Origin of the sequence: Propionivibrio soli (assembly GCF_025770765.1) — a bacterium.
Taxonomy (GTDB): Bacteria; Pseudomonadota; Gammaproteobacteria; order Burkholderiales; family Rhodocyclaceae; genus Propionivibrio; species Propionivibrio soli.
This window is the reverse complement of the sequence record NZ_JANZKY010000002.1, coordinates 172948-189625: the sequence shown is the minus strand read 5'-3', so window position 1 is coordinate 189625 and position 16678 is coordinate 172948. Positions and strand designations below refer to the sequence as shown.

The window sequence follows — 16678 nt, the reverse complement described above, 5'->3', positions numbered from 1 at the left end:
GACACGCTCAGTATTCATTAGCCGCTTGTTTTTTCGCGGCTTCTTGTTATAATCACGCCCTTTTTGTGAGTTCGGAATAAATCCTATGGTTGTTATTCGTCTCGCCCGTGGTGGCGCGAAAAAGCGTCCCTTCTACAGCGTCGTTGTTGCCGACTCCCGGACCCGTCGTGACGGCCGCTTCATCGAACGTATCGGTTTCTACAATCCGATCGCGACCGAGAAGGAAGAAGGGCTGCGCATCGCTTCGGACCGCCTGAACTACTGGCAACAACAAGGCGCCCAAGTCTCGCTGACCGTGGCCCGTCTGGTGAAGCAGCTCGGCGCTCCGGTTGCAGCCTGATCAGAACCCGTGTGTGTCCGCCGAGGATATTGTCGTCCTTGGCAAGATAGTCGAACCGTATGGCTTGCGTGGCGCGGTAAAGATCCATCCGTTTGCGGACGACGCGTCAGGTTGGGCAAAACTTCGTCAATGGTATCTCGGCGAAGATCCGGATGCTCCCGCATCCTGGCGGTGCAAGCGGCTGCGAAGCTGTAAGGTACATGCCGACATGCTCGTCGCGCAGTTCGAAGATGTCACGAACCGGACGGCGGCCGAGGCGATTGATGGCCTTTTGGTTGGGGTTCCAAAGGCGGAATTGCCGCCTGCGGGGAAAGATGAGTATTACTGGGCCGACCTGATTGGCCTGGAAGTGCGAAATTCTCGCGACGAATCGCTCGGGCGGGTCGTTGGTTTGATCGAAACGGCAGCCAATGACGTCCTGCGAGTGGCTGACGGAAGTGAAAAGGAGCGATTGCTGCCTTTCGTTGCCGCCATCGTTCGCGATGTGGATATTGCCAATCGCCGCATCTTGGTTGATTGGGAAGCTGATTGGTAAGGGCGATCGGCGTGGCGCAATGCGAAGCAGAGGCGCTGAGGGGAGCGCGGTTGACGGCGGATGTCGTCACGTTGTTTCCCGAGATGTTTGCCGCGCTCTCCCAGTCTGGAGTAACCCGGCGAGCTTTGGACCGCGGGTTGTGGTCCTTGCAGTTGTGGAATCCGCGGGATTTCACGGAGGATATTCACCGGACGGTCGATGATCGACCCTATGGTGGTGGTCCTGGGATGGTGATGATGCCCGGCCCATTGGAAGCCGCGATCGAAGCGGCTAAAAGCCGTCAACGAGTGGCGGGGATGGGAGCCAGCCGGGTGGTTTGTCTCTCGCCACAAGGCAAGCGTTTGACGCACGAGCGCGTAATGCGGTTCGTTGATACCGCGAGTGAGCAAGGTTTGATCTTGCTTTGTGGGAGGTACGAGGGAATCGACGAGCGCTTGATCGAACGTTGCGTCGACGAAGAGATATCGATCGGGGATTTTGTCCTTTCTGGGGGCGAGATTCCAGCTATGGCGCTGCTTGATGCTGTCGTCAGGCAACTGCCGGGGGTCCTAAACGATTCGGACTCTGCGGCACAGGATTCGTTTGTGGAGGGCTTGCTTGATTGCCCCCACTACACGCGGCCCGAAGAGTACAAAGGGTTGCGGGTGCCCGAGGTTTTGTTGTCAGGGCATCACGAAGGGATACGTCGTTGGCGTCTGCAGAAGGCGCTGGGGCGTACGTGGCAGAGGCGCCCTGATTTACTAGAAGGGCGGTCTATGTCGAAAGAGGAAACGCAACTCCTGGCGCTGTTTCAGGAGCAATGCGGTCAGGAAATCAAAAAGGAGTTCAACAATGAATCTGATAGCGCAACTTGAGCAAGAAGAAATCGCCCGCCTGGGCAAGACCATCCCGGATTTCGCTCCGGGGGATACGGTGGTTGTGCAGGTGAAGGTTAAGGAAGGCACGCGGGAGCGTCTGCAGGCGTACGAAGGCGTCGTCATCGCCAAGCGTAACCGCGGCCTCAATTCGAGTTTTATCGTCCGCAAGATTTCGTCGGGTGAAGGCGTGGAGCGTACGTTCCAGACCTATTCTCCGCTCGTTGCGGCCATTGAGGTGAAGCGCCGGGGAGATGTTCGTCGCGCCAAGCTGTACTACCTCCGCGAGCGTTCCGGGAAGTCTGCACGGATCAAGGAAAAGCTCGCACACAAGCATAAGGCGGCAGCGAACGCCTAAAGTAAGCGCACTCCAGCGTCAAAAAAAGCGGAGCCACGGCTCCGCTTTTTCATGCCCCACGTTTGATTGGTCAGCGGAGCGGTGCGTTGACGTTTTCTATCAGTGCGTAGGCGGAATGGTTGTGAATCGACTCGAAATTCTCTGATTCGACGACGTAGGAATGAATGCGCTGCTCGGCGTTTAGCCGGGCCGCAACGTCCCGTACCATGTCCTCGACAAACTTCGGGTTATCGTAGGCGCGTTCCGTAACATATTTTTCGTCGGGCCGTTTGAGCAGGCCATAGAGCTCGCACGAGGCTTCTGCTTCCACCATTTCCACGACTTCTTCAATCCAGACGCGTTTTCGGAGTCGCGCCGTTACGGTCACGTGCGACCGTTGGTTGTGCGCTCCGTGCTCCGATATCTTCTTGGAGCAGGGGCACAGGCTGGTGACGGGAACGACCACCTTCAGCGTCGAAGCAATTTCTCCGTGGCAGATTTCGCCGGTCAGAGTTACGTCGTAATCCATCAAGCTTTGCACCCCAGACACAGGGGCGGCCTTGTTCATGAAGTACGGGAAGCTCATCTCGATGTGACCAGTTTCTGCTTCAAGCTTGTGCACCATGTCGCGAAGCATCATCGGGAAGTTCTCAACCGAAATCTCGCGTTCCTGGCTATTGAGTATTTCCACGAACCGCGACATGTGGGTGCCCTTGAAATTGTGAGGCAGTCCGACATACATATTGAAGACGGCGATCGTATGCTGGATACCACCCGAGCGGTCTAGGACCTTAACGGGGTGGCGGATCGACTTGATCCCCACCCGGTTGATGGCGATGCGTCGAGTGTCCGTAAGGTTTTGGACGTCCGCCATGGCGGCGGGGACGTTGGGCGCGTGTGGAGCGTTCATGAGTAATCCAGTAGTTCATGCAGCAGCACGCGGAAATTGCCGCCGCTGTCTTCAAGCGCTAGACGAAGTATCCCGGCCTAGCGCACGTACATGACGGATGATTCCGTCCTTATCGAGCCCCACCTCGGCGAGCAAGCGCATTTGGTCTCCGTGGTCCACGAAGCGGTCGGGAAGACCGATGCGCGAGAACCGCACGCTCACTCCAGCCTCTTCCAATACGCGCGCTACTTCCGCACCAGCGCCGCCGATCAGGGCGTTCTCTTCGACGCTTACAAGCACTGAATGTTCCGCTGCGAGCTGGAGTATCAACTCCCGGTCGACCGGCTTGACAAAACGCATGTTGGCAACAGTCGCATTCAACTCTTCAGCCGCCTGCAACGCTGGCGTCAGCATGCTACCGAAGGCGAGTAGCGCGATGCTTTCGCCGTGGCGGCGAATCTCGCCCTTGCCCACGGCAAGACCGACCAGCTCTGGCTCGATCCGAACGCCGGGACCGGAGCCGCGTGGATAGCGGACGGCACTGGGGCCATCGATCCGATAAGCCGTGGTCAGCATCTTCCGGCATTCGTTCTCGTCGGAGGGGGTCATGACCACCATGTTCGGAATGCACGTCAGGTACGAAAGGTCGAACGCACCGTGGTGCGTCGGTCCGTCTGCGCCAACGAGGCCACCACGGTCCAGTGCAAAGACGACAGGCAGCTTCTGCAGGGCAACGTCGTGGAGAAGCTGGTCATACCCGCGTTGCAGGAACGTTGAATAAATGGCGAGTACCGGCCGCAGCCCTTCGCAGGCAATCCCGGCGGCAAATGTAACCGCATGTTGTTCTGCGATGCCCACGTCGAAGTAGCGCTCGGGGTAGAGTTCGGCAAACCGCATCATCCCCGAGCCTTCACCCATCGCTGGCGTTATGGCCATCAGGTTGGGATCTTCCGCCGCCATGTCGCACAGCCAATCGCCGAAGACTTTTGTGTAGGTTGCTTTGCCGGAGGTCTTGCTGCCGTCAATCCCAACCTCTGGCTCGAACTTCGATACGCCGTGATAGAGAATGGGGTCGGCCTCGGCAAGCTTGTAGCCTTGGCCCTTGCGCGTGATGACGTGCAGGAAACGGGGGCCCTTCAGCTTCTGCATGTTTTGCAGCGTGGGAATCAAAGAATCGAGGTCATGGCCATCGATCGGACCGATATAGTTGAAGCCAAGCTCTTCAAACAAAGTGCCGGGCGTCAACATGCCTTTGACATGCTCTTCGATACGGTTGGCGAACTCGAGAAGGGAAGGCGAAACCCCCAGCACTTTCTCTCCAGCTTTGCGTGCAGCGTTGAACGCGCTTCCCGAAAAGAGGCGGGCCAAATACTTATTGAGCGCCCCGACGGGATGAGAAATCGACATGTCGTTGTCGTTGAGAATGACGAGCATGTCGGCATCGGCAACGCCGGCGTTGTTTAGAGCTTCGAAGGCCTGTCCGGCTGACATGGCGCCGTCACCAATGATGGCTACCGTACGCCGCGTCTCCCCTTTCTGTTTGGCGGCGAGCGCCATGCCGAGTGCCGCGGAGATCGATGTCGATGAGTGGCCGACGCCAAAAGTGTCGTAAGCGCTCTCGCAGCGCTTGGGGAAGCCCGACACGCCTCCGTGAGTACGCAGCTTCGCCATTCCCTCTCGCCGTCCGGTGAGCACTTTGTGCGCGTAGGTTTGGTGGCCGACGTCCCACACCAGACGGTCTTCGGGCGTGTCGAACACGTAATGGAGGGCAATCGTCAGTTCGACCGTGCCAAGATTCGACGAGAGATGCCCGCCCGTTCTCGATACCGAATCGACGAGGAAACTGCGCAGTTCGGTGGCCAATTGCGGGAGTTGCTTGCGGTCCAGAGCACGCAACTCGGCTGGGTTGTTGACGGTGTCGAGCAATGGGTAGGATGTCATTGTTGTGCTGTCTCGAAATCGGGCCGGCGAGATCCGCCGGATTTCGCCGCTAGAACTTGCGGTGAGTGATGAAGTCAGTAAGGCTGATCAGGCGTTCTGCGCGACTGCCAAAAGCACCGAGCGCTTGTAGAGCCTGAGTGTGCAAACCCTCAGCGAGTTCCCGCGCGCCCTCAACACCAAGTAGAGCGACATAGGTCGGCTTGTCTGCGGCGGCATCCTTGCCTGCTGTTTTGCCTAGAGTAGCCGTGCTTGCAGTGCAGTCGAGGATGTCGTCCACCACCTGGAAGAGCAGCCCGGCACGCTTGGCGAAGCGATCCAGCGCGGCCAATTGGTCTTCTGGCAACGCCTTGCCGCAGAGCGCACCTAACATGATTGCTGCCCGAATCAGTGCCCCGGTCTTGAGGGCATGCATAAGTTCGAGCTCGGGCTGATTCAACGCATGGCCGACGGAGGCAAGATCAATCGCCTGCCCACCAGCCATCCCGCAGGAACCGCTCGCATGCGCCAATTGGCGGACCATCTCAAGCTGGCGCGCGGGATCGCCAAGGGCCTCGCGCGACAACAGTTCGAACGCCAGCGACTGCAGACTATCGCCGACCAGCAGCGCCGTCGGCTCGTCGTATTCGACGTGGCACGTCGGCCGTCCGCGCCGCAATACGTCGTCGTCCATACAAGGAAGGTCGTCGTGAACGAGTGAATAGGCGTGAATCAGTTCGACCGCACTAGCGACGATCTCCAACCGTTCGGCGGAGCTATCCGTGAGTTCCCCTGCGGCAAAGGCGAGGAGCGGCCGCACCCGCTTGCCACCGTTCAATGTGGCGTAACGCATGGCTTGGTGGAGGCGGGCCGGGATGGCTTCCTCGGGCGGGAGAAAACGCGACAATGCCGATTCCATCCGGTGCTGGACGGCTCGCATCCATTCCTGAAAATCCCCGGAGGCACCGATTAGCGGAGCGTTTTGCTTGTCGCTCACTGGCCGTCTCCCAGCGCCGTATCGAAATCCCGCAGGGTGCCGTTTTCCAGTATCTGAATCTGCCGCTCCGCATCGCTCAATTGTCTCTGGCAATGCTGCAGCAATTCACTGCCGCGCTTGTAGGCGGCGATCGATTCTTCAAGTGACAACTGACCGCTTTCCATTTTCTGGACGATCTGCTCGAGTTCCACAACCGCCGTCTCAAACTTCATCGCGTTCGCGGCATTCCCCTCGGGCGTAGGCAGTTCGTCAGCGGAAGGTGGTACGGATTGATTTCGATCCATGAACAATACTTTGATCAAACGATGAAAAATAGCTCAACGGCAGCGCTCGGTCAATTGAAAGGAACTAGAATGCCTGTGTCGCGCAATACTTGGCTAGCTCGCGGCGCCTCGGCTTCGCGCTGTTCGTTACTCCAATTCTCGAAAAAATCCCATGCAGTCGCTTTGGATGATCGCGGCGAGCTTCTCTTTCGCCTTGATGGGCGTGTTCGTGAAGCTCGCTTCGGCCATGTTTTCAGCACCCGAAATCGTCTTTTATCGCAGCCTAGTTTCCGTCCTGATCGTACTCGGATTGATGCGGACACGAAACGTTCGGGTTCCGACACCGCATTGGAGGTTCCAGCTTGTCCGTAGCGCGGCGGGCTTCGTATCGTTACTGTGCTATTTCTATTCCGTGTCGATGTTGCCGCTTGCTCTTGCTGCGACGCTGAACTACACATCGCCTCTGTTCCTGGCGCTTTTCCTGGCCTTGTTCGGGAAAATGAATCTGAAGGGGCCGATGATCGGTTCGCTCGTTCTGGGATTCTTGGGCGTCGTGTTGGCCTTGCGGCCAACATTTCATGGCGACCAGGTTATCGGTGGGGTCGTTGGCCTTGCGAGCGGAGTCCTCGCGGGACTGGCTTATTACAATGTCAAAGAACTTGGCGAGCGCGGAGAAGTAGAGGAACGCACAGTCTTCTATTTTGCGCTGTTGTCGACAGTCTGCAGCGGGACATGGATGGCCTTCTCAAACCTGCATCCGATCGACGGTCGCGGTGGCCTGTTGCTGCTTGGTGTTGCATTTTTCGGCACAGCTGGCCAGCTGGCCATGACTCGCGCTTACAAACGGGGGAATGTCCTGGTTTCGGCAAGTCTCGCTTACTCAACCGTGATTTTTGCGAGCCTTTTCGGTATGCTGTTTTGGCAGGACACGCTGTCAGCCGCTACTTGGGCGGCCGTCGCCCTTATTGTCGCGAGTGGCCTCGTAGCCACCTGGTTTTCGCGCGCGAACCCGGCCGAACAGGACTGAGCCCCGAGGCTCCAACACCAGAGGAGACAAAAATGATCGTCATTCAACACAAGCCCGGACGCGTCGAAGTGAACGTCTATGGCGAGTTCACTCTGGCTGACTACAAGGAATTCGAAGACATGGTTAACTACAAGGTCCGCTTTGAAGGGCCGGTCGACCTGATCTTCGATTTGCGCGAGATGGCGGATTTCACGCTCGACGTTGCGTGGGAAGACATCGTCTTTGCCCGTGCGCACCCCAACGATTTCAATCGCATTGCCGTTTTGACGCATAGTCAGTGGGTGGCCTGGAGTGCTTGGCTTCCACGGATTTTTGTCAAGGCGGAAATGCGAGTGTTCGAGGATGAGGCCGAAGCATGCACGTGGCTGGACGGCGAAAGCGAAGCCGCATGAGCTTCACGACGCTTGTAACGTGTGCGGAAGTTGCCAGCCACGAGGGCGACCCGGACTGGCATATCTTCGATTGCCGGCATCAACTCTCCGATGTGGGGTATGGGGAGAGGGTCTATGCCCAAGGCCATTTGCCGGGCGCATTCTTCATGCACCTCGACCGCGATCTTTCGGGGCCGATGAATGGGCACAATGGGCGTCATCCCCTGCCGGACCCCCGCGCCCTTGCCGATAAGCTTGGGAAAGCTGGCGTATCGGACAGAACGCAGATCGTGGCGTACGACGATGACGGTGCTATGGTGGCTGGCCGCTTGTGGTGGTTATCGCGTTGGCTCGGGCACGATCGGGTCGCGGTGCTCGACGGAGGAATTCAACAGTGGGTCCGAGAAGGCCGCCCGCTGATCGTCGAAGTTCCACGGGCCTCCGCGACATCGCTCGAGGTTACTTTGCGTTCCGAATGGGTCGTTGGCGTTGATGAGGTTGAGGCAAACATCGGCAAGGACGATTTCCTCGTCGTCGATGCGCGCGGGCCGGACCGCTTCCGCGGCGAGAATGAGACGATCGACCCCGTGGGCGGCCACATCCCCGGGGCGCGAAACCGGTTTTTCCGGGACAATCTGGACAGCGAGGGCCGTTTCCGGCCGGCGGCGCAGTTACGCGAAAACTTCTCGCGCCTTTTGGATCGGTTCGCGCCGGAACGCGCCGTGATGCAGTGCGGCTCGGGGGTGACAGCCTGCCATAACCTCTTGGCGATGGAGATCGCGGGCCTCCGCGGAGCGCGGCTCTATGCCGGATCGTGGAGCGAATGGTGTAGCGATCCGTCCCGGCCGGTGGAACGTTGATTCCCTGGGATTGAGGGCAGAAAGACCACCTAACGGAAGCCCGAGGCGGTCTTCTTGTAGTTCGGTAGGGTTGCCTGTCTGACTTACGCCGCGTTCATCGATTCCAGGGCGCCGGAGAGAGCTCGCTCAAAGATTTGCTCTTCGTGCACGATGGCCGCGTTTCCATCACGAATTTGCCGCGCTAACGCATCGGGAGTAATTGAGATTGCTTTCGACGAGCGGTGATTGCTGAACAACAGAATTCCCCGTTGTGGGCTGATCCATGTGAGTCGTTCGCGGTGGCTGGCTCCCTGATCATCGCGGAACTCCACCCAGTCGCCACGGCAAAGGTCGCCTACTTGGCGGAAGATTTCCCGGTCGTCCGCGCGCCATATCGGGCTGGCGCCGACGAGGACGACTTCCTTCACCTCTACTCCGTCGCCGACGCTACTCGTTACCAGTAGATCGCCTTCCTGTGAGGGCTTCGGCGTTTCTTCACTCGCTATGGCCGGAACTGCCGCCGCTTGCTGAGATACTGCTGACAGATCGCCTTTCAGTGCTGCTGAATGGAATTTCACTAGGGCGTCAAAAAAAGCGGCGCGAGCGGACTGCTCAACACCGGCCCGATCCAAGCCTCTGTTCAACTCCGCGAGCATTTTCGGCAGCAGACTGACCAACTTGAAACGGTCGTCAGGCGACTTCTTGGGTTCAATACTCCACGCCAAGTCGCTCATCACCGCATTGGCTGTGTTCCAAGCAGAGTCGTTTTCGTCGAGCGCGACGGCTTGCAAGACTCTTGTCCAGTGGCTACCGAGGAAATCGACTACGGCGAGCGGTAACGAACGGCTGCCTCGGAAGGCGCGGACGGCACTCTGCGCACGCTCCATTGCCGCTGCTTCGCGTTCGCGCTGCAGTACCACATTGGCAGCGGGCAGGGCGGCCTTGTCTTCCTCCTTTTCGCGTTCGGCGACAAAAGCTTCCAGTTCTGCAAGCGCACGTCCGAATACCTCTACGTCACTCTCGAACTCAACCTGGATCCGCTCCACGAGGTCGGCGAGTTTGCGATAAAACGGATCAGTCTCATCAACGCCGTCGCCCCAGCGGACCGATATACCCGAAATGCTGCTCAGAAACCGCCGAGTCGGGTGCTGCCGATCGGAGAAGAAGGCGGGGTCAAGCATCGCGACCTTGAGCACCGGAATCTGCAAACGGCTGATCAAGGCTTTGGTCGCGACCGGAACATGTGGGTCGTCCAGTATGAAGTCGAAGAGCATGGCAACGATATCGATCGTCACCGCCTCCAACGCGCCAACTTGTCGTGCGTTTTCGGATTCTCGAACCTGACGGACTTGATTGACGAGTGCGTTCCCCGCGCCGACCGCCGGAACAGCGTGCTGCAGTTCGTTAAGCGAGGACAAAAGGAGACTGTTGACCGTCGCCTGGTCAATGGCGATCGCACCACCAAATCCGCCGGCTTGGGTGGTTCCGGGCGTTCCGGAGACATGCGCCGCAGATAACGGGTTGGCAGCCATCTGCGCCATGCGGGCTTGCGCAAGACGCTGGAGCGCATCCAGGACTCCCTCTCCTGATAAAGACGTCGGAGCCATCGTCGTTGAGCCTGCCTGCGAACTAGCCGCTGGCGTCGATGTAGGAGCATTCGCTTCCCCGGCGCTCCGCCGATACGTCCTCTTCAGGTCAGGAAGAATCCCGCGTTCGACGAGGTAAGCGTTGATCCGTCGATAGACTGGCGGAAGCGATGCATGCAGATGACGCTCCAGTCGCCGGAGCAGGATCAGCCGACTCTCCGCGTCGGCGCCGAACGCACCGCAAGCGTCGGAAATGGCTCGGCAAACAATGGACGGTGCGAGCGGATTCCTGTTGTCGCCGATTTCATCAACACCAAGCAGTGCAGCGACGCGTCGATTCAACGTATAAAGCTCTTCGTCGCACGATTCGGATAGCTGTGCCGAGAATTCGCGGATGACGATATGCTCGGAAAGGTCCTCGTCCGCGACGAGTTGCAGCCCTTCGAAATCAGGAATCTCGAACGGGCCGTCACGCCCGGTTTCTCTCGCAGCATCCTGATTCTGGCAACGTTCGGCTTCCGCAGACAGTTCACGTCTGAACGTCTCGACGAGATGCGGCCAGTTCTTTTCAACATCGGCTCGAAGATCGAGATAGCGTGTTTGCAGCAACCGGTCGCGGGTTGAATCCGCGAGAACGAAAAGCTCTTCGGCGATTGGCGTGGCAACGCTGCGCAGCCAGTCACACAAGTCTTCTACAAGTTGGTCGCGGCATTCTCCGAGGAGTCGGAGCCCGGGGCTTCTCGCCCGGCCTGGTGTGTTGAGCGAGACGACGCGATTGCTGGCGAGCAAGGACGATTCGTTCATGATGAAATCTCCGCCGCAAGTCGAGTGAAGCACGATACGGGGATGCAAAACCGCAGAGCGCCGTCTCCGCTGGAGGCGCTGTCGGTTGTTTTACGGTGGAGGAAATGAGCCACGAATTGCCCCGCTTTCTGGTAACCCCGCTGCCATGGCCTCAACGGACTGTCGAAGCGGTAGACCGGTGGTTTTGCGTCCCCGTCTTTCGGCGGGTTAGCCCTGTTTCAGAGACCTGCACATTCCATAGTACTGGTCGCGGTTATCGTACCACTGAATACGGCGGATTAGCTGCTCGCTACCGAGATGAAACGCCGGCAAGATGTCAACGGAATGGTATCGGAAAACTTAAGGAAATCAAGAATAATCGCTCGTCAGCCGGAATAGAGCCCAAAGCACGTGTTCGCGAACGAGAGGCGATGGGTGGGCGCTTCTTGAACGGAGTGCAGCCAGGGCGGTTGGCGAAGCAGGGCCGTTTCCAAGCGCGACGGCAATGTTGCGTAACCACCGTTCGTGGCCGATACGCCGGATGGGGCTGCCGGCAAGCCGCTGCTCGAACTCATCCGCCGACCACATGAAAAGTTCGACCAGGGAGGTAGCGTCCAGCCGTTCGCGAACGGCGAAGGCAGGATCACCGATCTTGGCGAACCGATTCCAGGGGCAGCAGAGCTGGCAGTCATCGCATCCGTAGATGCGATTTCCGATGAGAGGGCGTAGCTGCTCGGGAATGCTGCCGTGTAGTTCGATCGTCAAATAGGAGATGCAGAGGCGGGCATCTACCTCGTATGGCGCCACGATTGCTCGTGTCGGGCAGGCGGAGATGCATCGCTCGCACGTCCCGCAATGGTCTTGAACTGGCTCATCTGCCGGCAGCGGGAGGTTGGTGTACAGCTCACCGAGAAAAAACCAGGAACCTTCGCGGGTTAGCGTCAAGCTGTGTTTTCCTCGCCAGCCAACGCCCGCTTGACGTGCAAGTTCAACTTCCATGACCGGGGCTGAATCGGAGAACGCCCGGCAGATGAAGGCTTCACGTTCCCCTTGGCTTTCCAGATCGTTACGAATCCCATCAGCCAGCTTCTGCAGTCGCGTACGAACGACTTTGTGATAATCACGTCCCAACGCATAGCGGCTCACGTAAGCCAGTTCCGGTTCGGAGAGTACGCGCTCGCTATCGTCCGCTTCGGGCCAGTAGGGGATGCGCGCCGATATGACAGAAAGCGTTTTTGGCAACAGTTGAGTCGGGGCCAGGCGTAAGGCCGCGTGTTTGGCCATATAATCCATTTCCCCGTGGCGGTCGAGTTCAAGCCAGCGCAATAATCGTGGTCCGGCGGCCGAAACGTCGGTGGTGCTGATGCCGACCTGAGCGAAACCGAGGTCGCGCCCCCAGCGCTTGATTCGCATTGCCAAGTCCGCCCAATAGGGGTCGTCAGGCGCGGAGACGCGCAGCTCTCGGCTTTCGGAGTCCTTCTCATGCATGTTTCAGATGATAGCCCCGTTGTGGTCGGCGCGGCCCGTGGCGAAGGCGCGCTTACTGTCAGCTTGCCGAATGAATCGGCGACAGCAACCCTCGGTCGTTGTCTGGCTAAGCTATTGCTCCCTGGCATGGTGGTTTGGCTCGACGGGGACCTTGGCGCCGGGAAAACATCATTGGTCCGTTCGATGTTGCGCGCACTAGGTCATGAAGGCCCGGTGAAAAGCCCTACCTATACGCTGGTTGAAGTTTACGTAGTTTCGAGCATATACTTCTATCACTTTGATTTTTATCGTTTCAATCAGCCTGAAGAATTTGAAGATGCCGGCTTGGGCGAGTACTTTCAAAAAAACGCGATTTGCCTGGTCGAATGGCCTGCAAAGGCCGCCGGCTATGTTCCCGCGCCTGACCTCGAGCTCACCTTTCATTTCGGTAGTGATACCGAAAGTCAAAATAACGGCCGCTTGGTTGAGATTCGGGCGGGAAGTCAAGAAGGGCGGGCATGCCTAGGCGAACTGAGCAACCGGATCAGGCGCGGCGGCAGCTAGTCAAGTGCGCCGGCGCGTCTCTTTTGCTTCTGGTCACGCCGGTCGGACGTGCCGCCATCGATCGGTCATCAGGGGTGATCGCCGTCAGAGTCTGGCCAGCTGCCGACTACACCCGAGTCACCATCGAACATAGCGCGCCGCTCAAGTTCACTCATTTCACGATCAAGAACCCCGAACGTTTGGTTGTCGACTTGGAAGGCGTCGAATTCAACGGAGTTCTCGAAAGCCTAGCCGACAAGGTCGCCGCCGACGACCCGAACATCAAGCTTGTTCGAGCAGGGCGTTTCAAGCCGGGCGTTGTGCGTCTCGTCCTCGAGCTAAAAAACGAGGTCAAGCCGCAAGTCTTTGTTCTCCCTCCTGTAGGCGAATACGGTCATCGCCTAGTGCTCGATGTCTACCCATTGGAGCCGCCGGATCCCCTGATGCAATTGCTGGCGAAGAGCGATGCTTTTGCGGTGGAGGTCCCGGAAAACGGCAAGAAAGTCGAACCCGGAGAGGAGACAAAATCAGAGCGCGCTCGAAGCGGAAAGCCGATCGTCGACCGTCTCGTCACCATTACCCTCGATCCCGGCCACGGTGGAGAGGATCCGGGTGCTGTGGGTCGCGGTGGCAGTTATGAGAAGCATGTGACGCTGGCGGTAGCCAAACGGCTGAAGGCAAAGATCGATGCTGAACCGAATATGCGCGCCGTATTGACGCGCGACACCGATTTCTTCGTTCCCCTGCATGTGCGGGTTCAGAAGGCGAGGCGTATTCAATCGGATCTGTTTGTTTCGATACATGCTGATGCTTTTGTTCGCTCCGATGCCAACGGGTCGTCCGTTTTTGCTTTGTCCGAAAGCGGCGCTTCAAGCTCGGCCGCTCGCTATCTGGCGCAAAAGGAGAACGCTGCGGACCTCGTCGGCGGCGTGAATCTCGATGTAAAAGATCCAATGCTCGCTCGGACCCTTCTCGACCTTTCGCAGACCGCCACGATCAACGACAGCCTCAAGCTCGGCAAAGCCGTCCTAAACGAAATCGGCGGCATCAACCGGCTGCACAAAGCCAGCGTCGAGCAGGCTGGGTTCGCGGTCCTCAAAGCACCTGATATCCCATCCATCCTTATTGAAACCGCCTTCATCTCGAATCCAGAAGAGGAACGGCGGCTGAACGATGACGCGTACCAGGACAAGATGGCGGAAGCGATCATCTCGGGCATTCGTAAGTACTTTGCCAAGAATCCACCGCTGGCGAAGTCGAAGCTGGCAAGGCTTGATTGATGTTGATGGCGTCCTGGCGTCTCCGCTATGTGCCGTAGGACATGATGTGATGTGCGTGCTGTCCCTCGGTTCTTTTCGACGCGGAAGAGGAAGAATGTAATAAAGCAAAAGAGATCGCAGAATATATGATTCTGCAATCTCTTTTAAGTTTGGTGCCGCTGGCCGGAGTCGAACTGGCGACCTTCGCATTACGAATGCGCTGCTCTACCAACTGAGCTACAGCGGCGGAAGAGCGCGCATTATACGCGGCATGGCGACTATTGGCTACGTACCGAACTTACTTTTTTTTCACTTTCCCTGTTGCCATTTCCCAATCGCCACCCGTTACCATCTGGCTTCGTTACGGGCTTACGGGCGGAGGTCGTGAGCGCAGGGAGTCTCGCTTTTATCCTGCAATAAGCGAGCCTTATCTGAGAGGCTGCGAAGGGTTATTAAGTACCTTCTAGAGACGGTGAGAGCCGGTGCCGCGATCTCTTCGTAGAAGGTTACGTCACAAGCTCCTGAAGAGCCACTCATGCGGTGAATTTTGCCGTACGTCGTTTCTCGTTCACGCACAACATAAATGTTGGCTACCATTTCATCCGAGGATCAAAGAGTTGTTTTTTTCTGGTTTTTTTGCCTTTTGCCGGAGCTGGGAATGCACGTTCGATGGCCGATACTTCGGCGTAATTGCCCACAGAAGGGTTTTACGATCATTGAGCTCATGATGGCCTTGGTGGTACTTGGGGTCCTCTTGACGATTGCTGTCCCGAGCTTTTTACAACTGTTGCGTAGCACACGATTAACGCGACAGATTAACGACCTGGTGGCGGATATTTCGTTGGCTCGGAGTGAAGCAGGGGCTAGAAGGACGAATGTATCGATTTGCATAGCGACAGCGGCGAATACGTGTGCTATTGGAGGTTCGGATTGGTCAGGGCAGCGCATTATCTTCACTGATCCGAACGCAAACGGTACGGTCGATACCGGAGAAGCCGTTATTCGAGCGACCCCCGCCCTTGACGGCGGCAGCGTGTTGACTGCGGCGGGCTTTTCCTCCACTCGCTATATGACCTTCCGCCCCTTCGGCGCGGCGACCTCAGCAGGCACGTTTACGCTCTGTGTTCCGGGTGATGCAAACGGCCGAAGCTTGAGTCTCGCCGTCACGGGGAGATCGCTTGTGACGAAAATCTCTACTTGCTCTTAGGTGAGATGGTTAGGTAATTTTCTATGAGCCAAAAATACGCACACAACATCATGAGGTTGCAGTCGGGCAGCACGATGCTTGAGGTCTTGATCGCCATCCTCGTTCTTTCATTTGGTTTGTTGGGGATGTCGGGCTTGATCGTCAACGGGCTCCGGACGAGTTCGAGTTCAAATTACCGAAGTATCGCGGCGCAGCATTTGGCGGAAATGGTCGAACTTGCGAAAGCTGACCCGACTGGTTTCGCTGATTTTGTTGCAGCCTCATCCAGTACCGTGACCCAAAACTGCCTGAGATCGGCGGGCTGTACATCGGCAGAAATCCGGGCTACGCGATATGGGATGTGGCTGGACAATCTGGGATCAGTTCTTCCAGGCGGTGCGGGGGTGATTTGTCTGGATAGCTCACCGGAGGACGGTATACCTGACGCTTGGGCCTGCGATGCCAGTTCGGGGTCGCCTCGCTCGACGGTGAAGATATGTTGGAACGAGAGCCATGTTTCATCAGCTTGGAGTAATGCATGTCTGAGCGCTCAAATATGACGACGTGTGCCGAAGGACGACCCAAGTACGGGTTTTCGCTCGTCGAGTTGCTCGTCGCTATGGCAATTGGCTTGCTGGTCGCGTTAGTCGTAACGAAAGCTTATGTCGATGCCACTGCGACACAGAGGGCGCAAGCGGACTCAGCCCGTCTTCAAGAATCTGCACGTTTTGGATTCTTGGCGCTTGCGGACGCTTTGAGGAAATCGGGGTACCAGAACCAACTGGCTATTGGGGACCGCTTTTGCCCGATGGGCTCAAGCAGTCCCCCAATCCCGCGTCTGGCTGGCGTGAATGACGCGACGTCCGTGGACCCCACGACTCCAAGTTTCACCGGAGGCTCGGAAGTTGCGGTTCTGGATAGCGACGTTATCCGCGTTCGTTATTACGGTGACGGCCTCACGCTCTCTCCATTTACGGCCGATGGAAGCGTGCGCGATTGCTTAGGAAACCCGGTCGCAAGTAATGCACTCACGGAGGACACTTTCTTCGTGGCAGCAGACTCCACCAATGGTAATGAGCCTGCACTGTTCTGCTATACCTCTAACTCACCTGCCTCGGGAAACGTGGCCCTTGTGCCGGGCGTTGAACGTATGCAGCTTCTGTACGGAGACGACAGCGACTCGGACGGGCTCATCACTGATCGGTTTGCTCCGATCGGTTCCATTAGCGCCCCTAACAACGTCCGGTCTGTCATTGTCTCCTTGGTTGTTCGTTCCCCTAACGCTGTTGCTGCGCAGCAATCCACCAGGGTGTTCAACCATTTCGGGGATGGAGGAGCCGCGAACCAGGGGTATGCGCCCAGCAACGTGGCGCCAACGGGAGATAGCGGAAGCGTGTTTACCGCCCCTGCGGATGGGCGCCTGCGAGCGCAGACGAGCACGACTATCGCGTTGCGTAACCTCTGCCCCTAGTCGGCAGGCAGAAT

At 57.8% G+C, this 16678-nt stretch carries 18 protein-coding genes, 1 tRNA gene and 1 riboswitch; of the genes, 12 read left to right on the top strand and 7 right to left on the bottom strand.

The window, feature by feature from the left end; translation table 11 throughout:
• Positions 1-85 precede the first annotated feature (85 nt).
• The 4 genes from rpsP to rplS are packed head-to-tail and all read left to right on the top strand — an operon-like array spanning position 86 to position 2087.
• Entirely contained in the window at positions 86-340 is a 255-nt protein-coding gene (rpsP, locus tag NZ453_RS02875) for a 30S ribosomal protein S16 (protein WP_263768815.1), read from the top strand.
• A 13-nt stretch (positions 341-353) separates the two neighbouring features.
• Positions 354-875 carry a ribosome maturation factor RimM gene (rimM, locus tag NZ453_RS02870; RefSeq protein ID WP_263768814.1) on the top strand — a complete coding sequence of 174 codons (522 nt, stop codon included), beginning with the start codon at positions 354-356 and terminating at the stop codon, positions 873-875.
• 50 nt (positions 876-925) lie between these two features.
• A complete protein-coding gene (trmD, locus tag NZ453_RS02865) occupies positions 926-1729 on the top strand; it encodes a tRNA (guanosine(37)-N1)-methyltransferase TrmD (protein WP_263768812.1) in 804 nt (267 codons plus the stop codon).
• Positions 1707-2087 (top strand): 50S ribosomal protein L19, encoded by a 381-nt coding sequence (rplS, locus tag NZ453_RS02860; RefSeq protein WP_263768810.1) that lies wholly within the window; start codon positions 1707-1709, stop codon positions 2085-2087. Before trmD ends, rplS begins: the two co-directional genes overlap by 23 nt.
• A gap of 70 nt (positions 2088-2157) precedes the next feature.
• On the opposite strand, the gene folE2 is transcribed toward rplS, so the two are convergent.
• Genes folE2 through NZ453_RS02840 form a run of 4 tightly spaced genes read right to left on the bottom strand, consistent with a single transcriptional unit; the run spans position 2158 to position 6153 of the window.
• The gene (folE2, locus tag NZ453_RS02855; RefSeq protein WP_263768809.1) at positions 2158-2976 is read right to left on the bottom strand and encodes a GTP cyclohydrolase FolE2; all 819 of its coding nucleotides are present in this window, start codon (positions 2974-2976) and stop codon (positions 2158-2160) included.
• Between the two features lie 51 nt (positions 2977-3027).
• Positions 3028-4896, bottom strand: a complete 1869-nt coding sequence (dxs, locus tag NZ453_RS02850) for a 1-deoxy-D-xylulose-5-phosphate synthase (RefSeq protein WP_263768808.1) — start codon at positions 4894-4896, stop codon at positions 3028-3030.
• A gap of 49 nt (positions 4897-4945) precedes the next feature.
• Complete coding sequence (locus NZ453_RS02845; protein WP_263769012.1) at positions 4946-5812, bottom strand: polyprenyl synthetase family protein; 867 nt, start codon at positions 5810-5812, stop codon at positions 4946-4948.
• Positions 5813-5865: 53 nt separating this feature from the next.
• Entirely contained in the window at positions 5866-6153 is a 288-nt protein-coding gene (locus tag NZ453_RS02840; RefSeq protein ID WP_263768807.1) for an exodeoxyribonuclease VII small subunit, read from the bottom strand.
• Between the two features lie 151 nt (positions 6154-6304).
• Here NZ453_RS02840 and NZ453_RS02835 point away from each other — a divergent pair, with 151 nt between their 5' ends.
• From NZ453_RS02835 to NZ453_RS02825, 3 genes are read left to right on the top strand one after another with little or no spacing between them, the layout of a single operon-like run.
• Entirely contained in the window at positions 6305-7159 is an 855-nt protein-coding gene (locus NZ453_RS02835) for a DMT family transporter (protein WP_263768806.1), read from the top strand.
• Between the two features lie 32 nt (positions 7160-7191).
• Entirely contained in the window at positions 7192-7551 is a 360-nt protein-coding gene (locus tag NZ453_RS02830) for a SpoIIAA family protein (protein WP_263768805.1), read from the top strand.
• Positions 7548-8390, top strand: a complete 843-nt coding sequence (locus NZ453_RS02825; protein ID WP_263768804.1) for a sulfurtransferase — start codon at positions 7548-7550, stop codon at positions 8388-8390. The genes NZ453_RS02830 and NZ453_RS02825 overlap by 4 nt, the downstream gene beginning before the upstream one ends.
• Before the next feature lie 83 nt (positions 8391-8473).
• Here NZ453_RS02825 and NZ453_RS02820 read toward each other — a convergent pair whose 3' ends face one another.
• Together NZ453_RS02820 and queG are read right to left on the bottom strand one after the other, a co-directional pair.
• Complete coding sequence (locus NZ453_RS02820; RefSeq protein WP_263768803.1) at positions 8474-10759, bottom strand: DUF1631 domain-containing protein; 2286 nt, start codon at positions 10757-10759, stop codon at positions 8474-8476.
• Positions 10760-10886: 127 nt separating this feature from the next.
• A riboswitch (cyclic di-GMP riboswitch) is annotated at positions 10887-10982 on the bottom strand.
• A gap of 125 nt (positions 10983-11107) precedes the next feature.
• Positions 11108-12151, bottom strand: coding sequence for a tRNA epoxyqueuosine(34) reductase QueG (gene queG / locus NZ453_RS02815; RefSeq protein ID WP_263768802.1), 1044 nt, complete (start codon positions 12149-12151; stop codon positions 11108-11110).
• 69 nt (positions 12152-12220) lie between these two features.
• Here queG and tsaE point away from each other — a divergent pair, with 69 nt between their 5' ends.
• Together tsaE and NZ453_RS02805 are read left to right on the top strand one after the other, a co-directional pair.
• A complete protein-coding gene (gene tsaE / locus NZ453_RS02810) occupies positions 12221-12769 on the top strand; it encodes a tRNA (adenosine(37)-N6)-threonylcarbamoyltransferase complex ATPase subunit type 1 TsaE (protein WP_263768801.1) in 549 nt (182 codons plus the stop codon).
• Complete coding sequence (locus NZ453_RS02805) at positions 12724-14028, top strand: N-acetylmuramoyl-L-alanine amidase (protein WP_263768800.1); 1305 nt, start codon at positions 12724-12726, stop codon at positions 14026-14028. The genes tsaE and NZ453_RS02805 overlap by 46 nt, the downstream gene beginning before the upstream one ends.
• A 150-nt stretch (positions 14029-14178) precedes the next feature.
• Here the strand turns inward: NZ453_RS02805 and NZ453_RS02800 are convergent.
• A tRNA-Thr gene (locus tag NZ453_RS02800) sits at positions 14179-14254 on the bottom strand.
• A 336-nt stretch (positions 14255-14590) separates the two neighbouring features.
• Here NZ453_RS02800 and NZ453_RS22115 point away from each other — a divergent pair.
• Genes NZ453_RS22115 through NZ453_RS22105 form a run of 3 tightly spaced genes read left to right on the top strand, consistent with a single transcriptional unit; the run spans position 14591 to position 16664 of the window.
• Positions 14591-15214, top strand: coding sequence for a GspH/FimT family pseudopilin (locus tag NZ453_RS22115; RefSeq protein WP_420851590.1), 624 nt, complete (start codon positions 14591-14593; stop codon positions 15212-15214).
• Positions 15215-15237: 23 nt separating this feature from the next.
• Positions 15238-15753, top strand: coding sequence for a type IV pilus modification protein PilV (gene pilV / locus NZ453_RS22110; protein ID WP_420851589.1), 516 nt, complete (start codon positions 15238-15240; stop codon positions 15751-15753).
• Positions 15732-16664: a PilW family protein gene (locus tag NZ453_RS22105; protein ID WP_420851588.1), complete on the top strand. Its 933-nt coding sequence runs from the start codon at positions 15732-15734 to the stop codon at positions 16662-16664. The genes pilV and NZ453_RS22105 overlap by 22 nt, the downstream gene beginning before the upstream one ends.
• The last annotated feature ends 14 nt before the right edge of the window (positions 16665-16678 follow it).